The following is a 13,887-nucleotide window of genomic DNA, read 5'->3' as shown; positions in this document are numbered from 1 at the left end:
ATGAGCCAGGTGTATTCGGTAGCGGTTGTCGTCGGCAGCTTGCGCAAGGACTCCTACAACCGCAAGTTGGCCCGCGCACTTTCGGAGCTGGCGCCGTCCAGCCTTGCCTTGAAAATTGTCGAGATCGGCGACCTGCCGCTGTACAACGAGGATGTCGAGGCCGAAGGTGTGCCTGAGGCGTGGAAGCGTTTTCGCGATGAGATCCGCCGCAGCGATGCGGTGCTGTTCGTCACCCCGGAGTACAACCGTTCGGTACCCGGTGGCCTGAAGAACGCTATCGACGTGGGTTCGCGACCTTACGGGCAGAGTGCCTGGAGCGGCAAACCGGCGGCGGTGGCGAGTGTGTCGCCGGGTGCAATCGGTGGCTTTGGTGCCAATCATGCGCTGCGCCAGTCGCTGGTGTTTCTCGACATGCCATGCATGCAGATGCCCGAGGCGTACATCGGTGGGGCGGCCAGCCTGTTCGATGAAGGCGGCAAGCTCAGTGACAAGACCCGGCCGTTCCTGCAGAGCTTTATCGACAAGTTTGCTTCCTGGGTGAAGTTGAACCGGGCTGTATGAGTTGCTGCACCCTGTGCTGATGTTGTCTATGTAGGAGCGGCCTTGTGTCGCGAGAGGGCCGCAGAGCGGCCCCGGCAATTCATGCGGCGAAGCTGAAACCGCGGGGGCGCTTCGCACCCCTTTCGCGACACAAGGCCGCTCCTGCAAGTGAACACGACCCCGATCTGTCAGAAGGCCTGGGGCATTTCACCCTTGGCCAGGCGGCGGTTGATGTCGGCAATCACCTCTGGCAAGTCATTGATGGTGTCGATCAGGTAATGCGGCCGCGACCCGGCAAACAGCTGGTGAATGCGCTTGCGCTCGCTCTCCAGCTTCTCCGCGCTCAGCGCCTGGTAACCTTCCCAGGTAAGCCCCAGGGCATTGCCCGAGCACACCAGGGCCACGGTCCACATCCCGGCGCGGCGGCCTTCGAGGATGCCCGGCACGGTGTCGTCGACCTTCACGCACGCCGCGACATCGTCGATCCCCAGGGCGATCACGTTGGCCAGCGCCTGGGCCGGCCATGGGCGGCCATTCGGGGTTTCGTCGGTGGCCACCACATGGTCGGCGACGTAGCCGTTCTGCGCCGCCAGCTCCACCACCTTGTCCATCACCACTTTCGGGTAGCCTGAGCACGAGCCGATCTTCAGGCCGTCCTGACGCAGCCCGGTGAGGGTGTCCAGGGCGCCCGGGATCAGCGCCGAGTGTACGGCGATCTTCTCGATCTGCAGCGGCATGAAGCGGTTGTAGATGGCCGTGACGTCATCGTCGCTCGGGGTGCGGCCGAACACTTTGCGGTAGCGCTCGGCAATCTCCGGCACGTCGCACAGGGTGCGGATGTGGTCCCACTTGCCCATGCCCATGGGACCCCGGGCCTCCTCGATGGAGACTCGCACGTCGAACTCGGCGAAGGCTTCGACGAAGATCTGGGTCGGGGCGAAGGAGCCGAAGTCGACCACGGTGCCGGCCCAGTCGAGGATGGCGGCTTGCAGCTGGGTAGGATTGCTGTAGTTCATGTGCGCTTTTTCCTGAAATCGGGTGGGCAAAGGGGTTAGATATCCAGCACTTCCATTTCCCGCAGCACTTCGGCCACGGCATTCACGGCAGCTTGCATGCCATCGGCTCCGACCACGCCGATGCAGCCGACGCGGAAGGTCTCGACCTGGGTCAGCTTGCCCGGATAGAGGATGAAACCCTTGGCCTTGACCCGCTCGTAGAAGTCCTTGAACTGGTAGCGGGCGTCATTCGGCGCGTGGAAGGTGACGATGATCGGCGCCTGGATCGCGGCCGGCAGGAAGCTGCGCAGGCCGATGGCGGCCATGCCGTCGAGCAGGGTCTTGCAGTTGTCGGCGTAACGCTGATGGCGCGCAGGCAGGCCACCTTCCTCGTTGTACTGTTGCAGGGCTTCGTGCAGGGCGGCGACCACGTGAGTCGGCGGGGTGAAGCGCCACTGGCCGGTCTTGGCCATGTAGGCGTGCTGGTCGTGCAGGTCCATGGCCAGCGAGTGGGCATTGCCTTCGGCGGCGGCCAGGGCGGTTTTCTCGGCGAACACGAAGCCCATTCCCGGCACACCTTCCAGGCACTTGCCGGAAGCGGCGATCAACGCCTCGAAGGGGATTTCGCGGGCATCGATCGGCAGCGCGCCGAACGAACTCATGGCGTCGATGATCAGGCGCTTGCCGTGGTGCTTGATCACCTGGGCGATCTCCGGCAGCGGGTTGAGGATGCCGGTGCTGGTTTCGCAGTGGATCAGCGCCACATGGGTGATGGCGGCATCGGCGGCGAGCAGGCGGTCGACGTCAGCGGCGGTGGTCGGTTGGTCTTCGGCGGTTTCGAAGGTGCTGTAGCTGCGGCCCAGCACTTTGCAGATCTTCGCCAGGCGCTGGCCGTAGGCACCGTTGATCAGCACCAGGACTTTGCCGTCACGCGGCACCAGGGTGCCGATGGCGGCTTCAACGGCGAACGTGCCGCTGCCTTGCAGGGGCACGCAGTGGTGGCTGGCGCTGCCGTCGATGATCGCCAGCAGCTGTTCGCAGACGCTGGCGGTCAGTTGGTTGAAGTCGCGGTCCCAGGAGCCCCAGTCCACCAGCATGGCTTGGCGGGTGCGGGACGAGGTGGTCAGTGGGCCAGGGGTCAGCAGGATCGGGGCGTTGCTCATTCCGTTATTCCTCACAAGCGGTGGGCTGAAACTACGGAACCTAGGTTGCAATTGCGGGCATCATCAATCAAATTGTTTGTCGTTATCCGAGCTATAAGTCAGGCCGATAGATATGAATCTGTTCCAGCTGCGTGCCTTCGATGCTGTCGCCCGAGAGGGCAGCTTCACCCGCGCCGCCTCGCGGCTGTTTATCAGCCAGCCGGCGGTGACCGGGCATGTGAAGGCGTTGGAGGAGCACTATCAGATCACCTTGCTGCGGCGGACCGCGCGACGGGTGGAGTTGACCGAAGAAGGCACTCGCCTGGCGGCGATCACCCGCGCCATGTTCGGCCTCGCCGAGGAGGCGCAGGCGATGCTGGAAGCCAATCGTCAGTTGCTGACCGGGCGCCTGGAGGTGGCCGCTGACGGCCCGCACCGGGTCATGCCGATGCTGGCGCTGCTGCGCGAGCGCTTTCCAGGCATCACCGTCAATCTGCGCCTGGGCAATGCTCAGGAAACCCTGGCAGCGCTGCTCAGCGAGCACGCTGACGTCGCAGTGCTGACCGAGATCGAACCGCGCAAGGGCTTGTACTTGCAGAGTCTCTGCGAATCTCGCCTGTGTGCCTTGCTGCCGGCCGCGCATGCCTGGGCGCGGGCCGGAGATGACCTGCCGCTGGCCGAATTGCACCAGCAGATCATGGTGCTGCGCGAGCCGAGTTCGACCACCCGGCGTACGTTCGACAAGGCGTGCAGCACCGCCGGGGTGCAGCCCCGGGTGCTGCTGGAGCTGGACAGCCGCGAGGCGGTGACCGAGGCGGTGGCCGCGCAGTTGGGTATCGGCGTGGTGTCGTCGACCGAAGTGGCCAACGATCCACGGGTGGTGGCACGCCCCCTGGCTGGCCAGGGCCTGCTGAACCAGCACATGGTCGGTTGCCTGGAAAGGCGGCGCGAACTGCGCCTGATTCAGGCCTTCCTCGGCCTGGCTTCCGGCTTGTAATGGCTGTTTCCGTCTGCGAGGCCTAAGATGGCGGGCATTGAGCCGACAGGATCGTCGATGAGCGAAAAAGACACCATTTCCATGCAGCTGGTGCGTGAGGCGCTGCTGCAGACCTGCCCCGCCGGCGAGCCAGATACCGGCTTGCTGGCGCGCGCAGGCATCGCTGTCGAACACCTGCATCTGCCCGAGGCGCGGGTCAGTGCCGAATCCTATGCCCGGCTCTGGCGCTTGCTTGCGCGGCGCTGCAACGATGAGTTCTTCGCCATGGACCCGCGCGGTCTGCGCAGCGGCAGTCTGGCGTTCATGTGCCGTGCGGGCATGGGCCAGCCGACCTTGGGCGCCGGCCTGGAAACCGTGCTGGCGTTTCTCTCGCTGATGCTCGAAGACTTGCAGCCAAGCCTGGTGCGCCAGGCGAGCCTGGCCGAAATCGTCATCAACGAACCACGTGACCTGCCGCGTCGCGCCTTCACCTATTTCACCTTCTGGATGATCGTGCACGGTGTAGCCTGCTGGCTGGCCGGGCGGCGCATCCCGATCCTGGCCATTGATCTGCGCTGTGACGAGCCGCCGTTCTGTGATGACTACCGGGTGATGTTTTCGGAAAACCTGCAGTTCGAGCGCCCGCGGACTCGCATGATCATCGCCGCCGAATGCCTCGAGCTGCCGCTGCGCCGCAGCGAGGAGGAACTGCAGCGCTTCCTGGCCGAGGCGCCGGGCAACATCCTGGTCAAGTACCGAGACCCGGCCAGCCTCGGGCGGCGCATTCGCACCGATCTGCTGCGCCAGGACCCAGGCCACTGGCCCGACGGCGACAGCCTGGCGCGGCAGTTGTGCCTGTCGCCCTCCACCCTGCGCCGGCGCCTGGCTGAAGAGGGGCAGAACTACCAAGGGTTGAAGGACAGTGTGCGGCGTGAGCTGGCAATTGCCTGGCTGAGCCAGCAAGACGCGGCGCTGGGCGATATCGCTGCGCGCCTGGGTTTTGCCGACAGCAGCTCGTTCTACAAGGCGTTCCGCAAATGGTTCGGCTGCAATCCAGGGCACTACCGCGCGCTGATCCAGGCACGCGGTCCGGGAGGGTGATGGGCGAATAGTTCCGTATGCCTGGCTCCAGCATATGGACGCAGGGTGGCAGGTCGAATAGCCCTGAGGATTCGACCATGTCCAAAACGAAGGTACACCCGAAACTGCAACGGCCGGCGCAGGACTTTATCGCTGAGCAGTTGCCCGGCTGGCTGAAAGACGCCACGCCAGAACAACTCCGATCATTGCGCATCTGCATGAACGCGCACTCGCAAAGCCAGAAGCACATGGCTGCGGCCTCGCAGCAACTGCTGCCGCTTGACCGGTTTGCTGCGCAAAAGCTTGAGCTGGCCATCAAACAACAGTTGGCGCTGGACATTGACCTGTTCACGGTCAACTGGCATGAGCAGCGCCGACACTTCTCGGTGGCGCCGGGCTACTTGCCTGAGGACGACACCTACTTTGTGACGGTGCCTGCGTTGCAGAAGCTGCTGCAGAACTTCCATGAGGGTGAAACGTTCTATGCGCAGACAGCGCTGACCGATGCAACGGCTGCGCCCGGTGAGCCGGAGCGTGTGGTCTCGCGGCGTATCGACGATATCGTCAGGCTTTGTCGGCGCGTTGATGTCGGCAAGGCTTATCAGGAACATTTGAATCAGGTGTTGTCGAGCGCCTTCAAACGTCAGCTGGCCACAGACAAGCGTCAGGAACTGGCCGTGGCGGTCGAAATCGCAGCCATCAAGGGGCAGTTGACGTACAGCGACCAGCAGAGTCTGCGCCGGGTTGCCCAGGGAAAACCTGCAGAGTTGCCTCTGGACTTTGAACTGTCCATGGGCGGCCTGCAGTTGCTGGGACAACGTGTGGATGGGGCAATCGCATTCGAACTGACTGGGACACTCACCGGTCTGCCAGGGTTGATCTTCAACACCCGGCAGCTGGTGGGGGTGCTGCTGTACCTGCCGAACGACTCACAGCAGCCATTGCGCCGTTTCGATGACTGGGCCTCGGCAAACCTTGCCTTGGTTGCGGCGATGCGCGAGCGCCGGTTCCTTGAGGGCATTGCCCGTCGCATCCCACTTGCCGGGCAGCCTGGCTTTAGGATGATCCTCGACAAGCGTCTGCAGGACCCCAAGCCGGATCTGCAGCCCAGGCGTATTGCCGAGCACGGTGAGGTTTTCGCAGCTCTGGCGGCAGGGCATGTACAGCGTATCAAGGCCGACGCTGCATTCCTGGCCGTACCGACGGCGCAGGCGGATGCCAGCGCCGCTGCCGAGCGCCTGCGCCAGCTGGAGGCGGCGGGGCTGGTGCTGATGAATTTGGCGGGTTTGTTCGTGCCGGGTGTTGCTGTATTGCTGCTGGCTGATCTGGCCCGCCAGGTGCTGAGCCAAGTGTACGAGGGCGTCAGCGACTGGGCGCAGGATCACCAGCACGAAGCACTGGAGCACCTGCTCCAGGTTGCCTCGACGGTGGCCGCAGGGGCAGCCATTGCAGGTGGCGCGCAGGTGGTGCGCAGCGCCTTCGTCGAACGACTGGAGCCTGTAGTGACCGAGGCGGGCGAGCAACGCCTGTGGCAGCACGATCTGCAGCCCTACGAGGAGCGGGCGTCATTGCCCCCTTTGATGGAGCTGGATAACGGGCTGCTCAGTGATGGCGAGGCCCATTGGTGGCGCTGTAGTGGTGTGCTTTACCGGGTAAGGCGCAGTGGCGCAGGTGTCTGGCGATTGTTGCACCGTGAAGGAGCGGGCGTGTTTGGCCCTGTCTTGGAAAATAATGGCGAGCGCGCCTGGCGGACGGTCTACGAGCGGCCATTGGAGTGGCAAGGGACGGACCTGCTGCTCCAGCGCCTGTGGCCGGATGCAACCAAACTGAGCACCGAACGGATCAGCCAGATCTTGACCGTCGCGGATGTCGATGAAGCCCATCTGCGTGGTCTGTTGGTGGAGGGGCGGCCTCTGCCGGCCAGGCTCCGCGATACCCTGGAGCGCTTTGCCGTCGACGCAAGAATCCATGTTTTTTTCGCTCAAGTCGGGGCTGGAAGCAACGATGCCGAGGCCTTGCAATGGTGTATCGACAGGCTGGGTTTGCAAGACCAAAGCCTGGCAGGGCAGATTGAGGCGATCCAGGCATCCACCGAAGTGCTACGCAGTCCGATGCTGGAGCATTTCGCCAGGGCTTACCTGACCGATGAGCCGCTGCTGGCTACTTTGAAAGCGGCCTTCCCGGGGCTCGCGGATGCCTACGCCCTGGATTTGCTGAAGAGCGCCAGTGTCGAGGTACGGCAACGACTGGCCAGCGAAACCCGCGTGCCACTGGCGCTGGCGGAACAGGTGCGCGGGATGCTCCAGGAGGCCCGCTTGACCCGGGCGCGCGAAGCACTCTACCTGCGCAGCAGTTACCATGCCGATGTCGTCACCCTGGTGTTCTCCTTGCTGCGGCGTCAGGGCTTGCTGCCCGGCGAGATGAACCTGGTGTTGCGGGAGCGCTCCAGTAGCGGACCGGTGTTGGAGCGGCTGTTCCCCGAAACGGGCGGTGCGCAGCCGCCCACGGTCATGGTCAGGACCAGCGGCGGCTTCGCACTCTTCGATGAGGCGGGGCGTGCCAGCGAGATCGAAGTCGCGGAGCCACAGGGGGTGTTCGAAGTGCTGGCTGCCTGTCTGCCACCTGCATTCATGCAACGTCGAGGGTGGGCCGGCGAAGACGCTGCAGAGCGCATCCGTTCGGCCATGCAGCGAGCGTTGCCACGGGATCGCCAGGCGTTGATCAGCCTGCTTGGCTGGCGCGAAGCCAGGCCTGTCGGATCTTCCTTGCACCGACTGCGCGATGGCCGCGTGGGTTATCCGCTCAGCGGCCGAGGTGCCTCGACGGAGACTGAGGGGCGGATTCTGCGGCAACGGATTCGCGGTTTGTACCCGTCGTTCGATGAGGCAGCAGTCGAACGATTCCTGCAATTGCTGCTCGAGCAGTCAGGGTCGGCCTATGCCATTCTGCTGCGCCAGGAGCAGGAGTATCGCGAGCTTGATGAAAGCCTGCAGCACTGGAGAAACGCAGTCAGCGCCCCTGAACGGGGACACAGGAGCGCAGTTGCCGATGTATTCCTGCGGGCCTGGCGGCTGGAGGGTGAAGAGGCTATCTACCGTAACGGCGAGCCTGCTGGCTTACGGATCAGCGTGCTGGGCATACCGGCACGCAGCCTGCCTCCGATTCCTGTCGGTACGGACTTCGGTCACATCACCGACATGGCCCTCGTGGGGATGCGACTGGAGGCTCTGCCAGCCGCGTTCCTGAGGCACTTTCCGGAACTACGACGTCTTGATCTGAGCAACAATGCCTTGAGTGCGATCCCGGATGATCTTCATTGGTTGACTGCGCTGCGCCATCTGCGCCTGGCCGGCAATCAGATTCGCATGAGCGAGGGGCAGGTGAATGCGCTGGCCGCTCTGGGCCGCCTGCGTACGCTGAACCTCAATCTGAACAGGTTGGGCCCGGTCAGCCTGCGCTTCAACCAATTGTCCCGCTTACGCGAACTCCATTTGCATCGAGCTGGGTTGGTGGGTGTGCCGAGCGGCCTTGAGTGGTGTGGTCTGCTGGAGTATGCCGATTTGCGCGATAACCAGATTTCCAGCTTGCCTCAGGCATTGATCGATGCCCCGTTGGCCCTGCGGCAAGTGGTCCGTTTGGAGCGTAACCCGCTGTCGGTGGAGGACCGTGAGCGGTTGTATGCACCCACGCCGGCACCTGCGGATCTGCTACCGATCGGGGACAGCTCGCAGGCGGAAGCGGCTTTCATCCTCGGCGCCAGGAGCGCCTGGCTTGAAACATTGGCCGCATCCGAGCAGGTGTCCAGGGCTGAGCAGTGGGATGCCCTGCAGGGGGAAACAGGCAGCGCTCAATTCATCGAGTTGTTGGCAGAGTTGACTGGCACGTCTGATTTTCGTCTGGCACGCGACGACCTTTCACGAAGGGCCTGGGCCATGATCCAGCTCGCACATGAAGATACGCGCATAAGGACGGAGTTGTTCGAACGAGCGGCTGACCCGCGTACCTGCGTCGACAGTGTGGCGCACTGCTTCAGCCAGCTGGAAGTGCGCATGCGGGTGCTACAGGTGACGTTCGGGGGCGAACCGCTGGCGACGAGGGATGCCCGCTTGCTGTTGGCTCAACGCATGTTCCGTCTTGATCAGGTGGAGTCGTTCGCCCGCAGTGATTTTCAGGGCCGACTTGCCGAGGGGCGTCGCGTGGATGAGATCGAGGTCAGCCTGGCTTACAGGATGGGCCTGGCGGAGCGCCTGAACCTTTTGGGGCAACCGCGGACCATGGAGTTCCAACGTATTGCCGATGTCACGCCAGATCATCTTGAACGGGCATACCGAGCAGTTCTGGCGGCCGAAACGGGCACTGAGCGGATCCGCTACATCAGCCAGCGCGACTTCTGGACATCCTACCTTCGCACCAGATATCCCGAGGCCTTTGCGCAGATCGCCGAACGCTTCGACAGCAAGATGGATGCGCTGGACGATGAGAAGGAAGCGCTCGGCAGTGGCACCTATGCGCAACGTTGCGAAAAGCTTCGGGATGAACGAGAGCAAGCTTTGGATGCACTTGCCTTGAAGCTCACCCAGGATGAACTGAACATGCCCTTGCCAGGCAGTTCCCGGGCGTCGGGTAGCAACGAACCGCTTCCTCCTGCATCCTGATCTGAGCATTGGACAACATGATTGGCTTCATCCGAGTGCGAAGGAGCCAATCATGTCGAACCCTGTGACCAAGATCGATCAATTCATCGAGGGCAAATTGCCTGACTGGCTCAAGCGCGCCTCAAGAGGGCAGATCAACACCCTGCGGACCAGCCTCGACGCACATCACGCCAGCCAAGCGCGGTTGCGTGGCCTCACGCTTGAGCTACTGCCAATTCCTCAGTTCGCCGAGCAGCACCTGGCGGCACTGCTCGATAAGCCTTTGCCCGACGGCCAGTCGTTCGACCAGCTTGAATGGCTACTGGTGGCGCCACGCTTCGGCCACTTGCCAGGCTCCTTGCAGCAGACTTACGAATATAGCCAGAAACGTGAGAACGGGTTGTTGCGGCTCATGCGCAACTTCGCTGCAGGTACCACTTACTACGACGGTACCGGGCTGGTGTTGCCGGGGCGCGATCAACCCTTGAATGGGCCGCTCGATGCATTTATCAAGAAATGCCGCGAGCTGGATATCGGCACGCGTTATCAGGAGAAACTGGAGCAGATCTTTAATCCCAGAACGCAGGCAATACTGGTCGAGGATAAACGTTCAGGGCTCAAGCTTGCGATCGAGTTGGCCGCGTTGAAAGGGCAGATCAGTGCCGATGTGCAAATTGCCTTGCGTGAGATCGCAGATGATGGACAGGCCCATCGGCAGGAGGGACTGACAGGTGACCCCAGTCTCCTGGCAGCACTGGGGCAGCCGGTGGCCGATGGCTTGCTGATTCCATTGCGCGACAGTGCGGGTGCTGACAGGGGCATCGTGCTCTACCTTCCCAGTGACCCACAGCAAGCGCTGCGACATTTCGACAATCGAGTGTCCCTTGACAGTGCCTTGGCGAACCTGCTGCAAAAGGCCGATTACCGTCAGTACTTCACGCAGTTGATCAGCCTCGAGCACCGTGCAGATTTTGTCACGCTGCTGGACACACGCCTCAAGGATGCTCGGCCTGACGTGGAGTTCGAAGCTCGCAAACAGCCCGATAATATCTTCTCGCAACTGGCTGCCCTGCAAATTCAGCGGGTCAAGGATGACGCGCGGGTGTTGCTGGTAACCAGCGCCGATGCCGATAGCGCGGCAGTGCGAACCAGGCACGCGAAATGGGCAGCTGCAGGCCTGGACCTGGTGAACTTGGCAGGGTTCTTCATTCCAGTGGTGGGGGGGCTGTTGCTGGGTCAGTTGGTCGCTCAGACGTGCTCGGAAGTATTCGAGGGGGTAAGAGATTGGTCGAGGGGCCGTCAGCACGAAGCGCTGGGGCATCTGCTCGGGGTTGCCGAAACCTTGGCCGCCACTGCGGCCACTGCGGCGGGTGTCAGTTACCTGCATAGCGCCTTTGTCGCTAGCCTTGAACCGATAAGCCTGGGGAAGGGCCGCGGTCGGTTGTGGTGCTTTGACACCGAGCACTATCGGTCATCCCCAGGCGATATCGATTTGCTCGAAGACGGGCGTTATGGCACCGGTGAACGTCGCTGGATCCATGTCGACGGGCGTTACCAGGAAGTGCATCAGCCCGTCCCCGGCGGCCCTTATCGCTTACGGCACGTTGCGGGTGATGGCAGCTATGGACCGGTTGTGCAGCATAACGGCGAGCGCGGATGGCGTCTGATGCGCGAGCAACCGCTGGCATGGGAGGAGCCAGCACGCATGCTCGATGCGCTTTGGCCGCAGCATCCGCCAGTCGACCGGTTACAGGTGAAGCGCATCCTGCAGGTGGCAGGCGTCGATGAGGACGAATTACGCGGCGTTCTGGTGGAGAACCGGCCAGCCCCGGTCAACCTCCGGTACGCCCTGCGTGCTTTCCAGGCACATGCGCGAATTGAAACGTTCTTCAGGCGAATTCGCCTGCGGGCGTTGATGCCAACCGACAGCGAACTGCTGGACTGGAGTGAGAGCCGCGCGGGGGTCGGTAATGGCTTGGAACGGGTTTTGGCGCATGAGGTTGAATTGCGACCGCAGTTGTTCGCTTACCTGACGCAACAACCGTTTCCACAAGACCCACTCAGCGTGTTGGTCGCACGGGACTTTCCGGGCCTGCCTTCGTCGTACGTAAGCGAAGTGCTAAGCCAGGCCACTGAACTTGAGCGCGACATGGTTAAGGTCGAGGGCCGCTTGCCAGTTTCGTGTGCTGACAATGCGCATTCGCTGTTGCGCCTGGCACGGCTGAACCGGGCGCTGGCCGGCCTCTACCTGAGTACTGGCTACTGCGATGATACGGGGGAGCTGGTGCTTGCCTTGCTGGATGGCCTGGAGCTTGAAGGGGTCAGCATCGATTTGCGCGAAGGCACGGTGGATGGGCGCTCGATCAAGCTTGTCGGCAATGGCGGGCAAGGTGAGGAGGACAGGGTGCTGGTGCGCGGTAACGGCCGCTTTCAAATTTACAGCGGGCTAGGCGAGCAGCAAGTGTTCAAGCCAGCTGACCCTGGTTGCATCTTCGAGGCAATCTATGCAGCGCTTTCACCCGAGCAGCAGGCCGCCATCGTCTCAACTGGGCAGTTGCGCGAGCAGCTGCTGGCGCTATTACCCGCTTCGCATTGGGGCATCAATCGCATGCTGCGCAGGCCGGAGCAACGCCCCTGGTTCAACCCGGGGCGTCGCCTGGATGATGGACGCGTAGGCTACCCGCTCAGTGGTCATCCTTCCGTTGGCCCCAAGGATGAACAGGCGATCATTCGCGATCAGCTGCGCGCCCTTTATCCCGGTCTGAATGAGCAAGCGATCGAGGATGAACTGGCACGCCTGCAGCAAGGCGGGCGCCCGGTACTTGAGCGCCTGGTGGAGTTACAGGACGATCATGATCAGCTCGTGCAACACCTGAACCGCTGGGTCGGCGCCGAGCTGCAGGAAGGTCGCCAGAGCGCGCGCCGGTTGACGGCAGACAGCATCCTGCGGGCATGGCGGCTGCAGGGTGAAATCGTTCCGGCAAGTACGGGGCAAGCACAGGGGCAACGCTTGTCGCTCAGGGGTAGTCATCTGCGCACGCTACCGCAGCTACCGCCGCAGATCGACTTTCATCGCATCACCATGCTGAGCGTGAGCGATTCGCAGGTCAGCGATGTTCCGACTGACTTCCTGCGTCCGTTCACCGCCGTGACGGACCTGAACTTCAGCAGCAACCAATTGCTGCGCATGCCAACGGGCATCGCACATCTCCCGCAAGTCCGGGTGCTGCGCCTGGCACACAATCAGATCCGGCTCGACGCACAGGCAGTCGAAATACTTCAAAGCCTGCCCAACCTGGTCCATCTTGACTTGAGTTACAACCGGCTGGAAGGACTGGACCTGCGATTCCACCACCTTTCCCAGCTGACTATTCTCAACCTGCGCCATTGTCGGCTGGGGGGGTGGCCTGAGCGCCTGGAGCTTTGCGGCCTGCTCGAGCGTGCTGATCTACGTGACAACAATATCCGCACAGTGCCGTTCGAGATCCAGCAAATGCCCTATGCATTCCGCCGTGCAATGCTGGTGCAACGCAATCCGCTGTCGGTCATGCAACTGCAGAGGTTGTACGCGCTTGATGTCATTGAAGAGCATGGGCACCTGCCTGAGGTTTCCGGGCCGGTGGATTTGACACGGGCCCGCACGCTCTGGGTGGCGCATGCGGATTCCGCAGTACAGGCAGGGCGCGAGGCATTGTGGCAGCGTCTGCTGGATCAAGCCGGGAGTGCGGGACTGTTCAGGCTTGTGGCCCGCCTGACGTTCACTGCGGACTACGAGCAGGCGGGGGAAGGGCGAACTGCGCTGACCGAAGGTGTGTGGACGTTGCTGGAGGCGCTCGATGCAGATCCGGTGCTCTGCGGGCGGGTTCTGGAGCGAGCCAGCCAGCCGCTGTCTTGCCTGGATGCCGTGGCCAGCCGCTTCAGCGCACTTCAGGTTCTGGTAAGGCAGGCCCGGGCCGAAAGCGAAGCCTTGAACCCTGAAAACAGAAGCGTGCTGCTGGAACTCGGCCGCCAGCTTTTCCGCCTGGAGCAGCTCGAAGGGGTCGCCTATCGGGATTGTCGGCAGCGCCAGGTCGCCGGTGAGCATTTCGATCAGTTGGCACTCGGGTTGGCCTACAAGGTGCAGCTTCGCAGTCGCTTGAATTTGCCCTTCCAGCCTTATGCCATGCGCTATCCCGACGCCGCCGAGCTGACAGCGACGCAGGCCGAGGAGGCATTCCGGCGGGTTGAGCAAGCGCAAACGCTGGAAGCCCTCACCGATAGCCTGAGCCAGCGAGAGTTCTGGCGCCGCTACTTGCGTCAACAACACGTTCTGATGTTCGAAGCGATCAGCACGCACTACAACCAGCGCTCGATCCAGTTGCAGGCCGAGCGGCCCGGCTTGTCTGCAGAACAGTACGATGAGCGGCTCAGCCACCTGCGACAGCAGGAGGTCGACGATGTCGAGCGTCTGGTCAGCGGCCTCACCCAGTCCTACTTGCGCGCTGGCGAGCGCGGCGAAGGTTGAGTAGCGGCGGCCAAAC

7 protein-coding genes are annotated in these 13,887 nt (G+C 62.7%); 5 read left to right on the top strand and 2 right to left on the bottom strand.

Annotation, left to right across the window (positions count from 1 at the left end):
• Complete coding sequence (locus ACIPZ8_RS10905; RefSeq protein ID WP_400722567.1) at positions 1-561, top strand: NADPH-dependent FMN reductase; 561 nt, start codon at positions 1-3, stop codon at positions 559-561.
• 167 nt (positions 562-728) lie between these two features.
• Here ACIPZ8_RS10905 and phnX read toward each other — a convergent pair whose 3' ends face one another.
• A complete protein-coding gene (gene phnX, locus ACIPZ8_RS10900) occupies positions 729-1,556 on the bottom strand; it encodes a phosphonoacetaldehyde hydrolase (protein WP_400722564.1) in 828 nt (275 codons plus the stop codon).
• 35 nt (positions 1,557-1,591) lie between these two features.
• A complete protein-coding gene (locus ACIPZ8_RS10895) occupies positions 1,592-2,698 on the bottom strand; it encodes a 2-aminoethylphosphonate--pyruvate transaminase (RefSeq protein WP_400722561.1) in 1,107 nt (368 codons plus the stop codon).
• 112 nt (positions 2,699-2,810) lie between these two features.
• Between ACIPZ8_RS10895 and ACIPZ8_RS10890 the strand changes: the two genes are divergently transcribed.
• From ACIPZ8_RS10890 to ACIPZ8_RS10875, 4 genes are all read left to right on the top strand, one after another.
• Positions 2,811-3,674 carry a LysR substrate-binding domain-containing protein gene (locus ACIPZ8_RS10890; RefSeq protein ID WP_400722558.1) on the top strand — a complete coding sequence of 288 codons (864 nt, stop codon included), beginning with the start codon at positions 2,811-2,813 and terminating at the stop codon, positions 3,672-3,674.
• 57 nt (positions 3,675-3,731) lie between these two features.
• The gene (locus tag ACIPZ8_RS10885) at positions 3,732-4,754 is read left to right on the top strand and encodes an AraC family transcriptional regulator (RefSeq protein WP_400722555.1); all 1,023 of its coding nucleotides are present in this window, start codon (positions 3,732-3,734) and stop codon (positions 4,752-4,754) included.
• Between the two features lie 77 nt (positions 4,755-4,831).
• Positions 4,832-9,388, top strand: coding sequence for an NEL-type E3 ubiquitin ligase domain-containing protein (locus ACIPZ8_RS10880; protein ID WP_400722552.1), 4,557 nt, complete (start codon positions 4,832-4,834; stop codon positions 9,386-9,388).
• Between the two features lie 52 nt (positions 9,389-9,440).
• On the top strand, positions 9,441-13,871 hold the full coding sequence (locus ACIPZ8_RS10875; RefSeq protein ID WP_400722549.1) for an NEL-type E3 ubiquitin ligase domain-containing protein: 4,431 nt from the start codon (positions 9,441-9,443) through the stop codon (positions 13,869-13,871).
• The last annotated feature ends 16 nt before the right edge of the window (positions 13,872-13,887 follow it).

This window comes from Pseudomonas sp. NPDC089422 (assembly GCF_044749405.1).
Classification (GTDB): Bacteria; Pseudomonadota; Gammaproteobacteria; order Pseudomonadales; family Pseudomonadaceae; genus Aquipseudomonas.
This window is presented reverse-complemented; position numbering and strand designations above follow the sequence as displayed.

What these genes read in the sequence shown, in the direction of transcription:
- ACIPZ8_RS10905 (WP_400722567.1), top strand. Translation starts at nt 1, where the DNA reads ATGAGCCAGGTGTATTCGGTAGCGGTTGTCGTCGGCAGCTTGCGCAAG.
- phnX (WP_400722564.1), bottom strand. Translation starts at nt 1,556, where the DNA reads ATGAACTACAGCAATCCTACCCAGCTGCAAGCCGCCATCCTCGACTGG.
- ACIPZ8_RS10895 (WP_400722561.1), bottom strand. Translation starts at nt 2,698, where the DNA reads ATGAGCAACGCCCCGATCCTGCTGACCCCTGGCCCACTGACCACCTCG.
- ACIPZ8_RS10890 (WP_400722558.1), top strand. Translation starts at nt 2,811, where the DNA reads ATGAATCTGTTCCAGCTGCGTGCCTTCGATGCTGTCGCCCGAGAGGGC.
- ACIPZ8_RS10885 (WP_400722555.1), top strand. Translation starts at nt 3,732, where the DNA reads ATGAGCGAAAAAGACACCATTTCCATGCAGCTGGTGCGTGAGGCGCTG.
- ACIPZ8_RS10880 (WP_400722552.1), top strand. Translation starts at nt 4,832, where the DNA reads ATGTCCAAAACGAAGGTACACCCGAAACTGCAACGGCCGGCGCAGGAC.
- ACIPZ8_RS10875 (WP_400722549.1), top strand. Translation starts at nt 9,441, where the DNA reads ATGTCGAACCCTGTGACCAAGATCGATCAATTCATCGAGGGCAAATTG.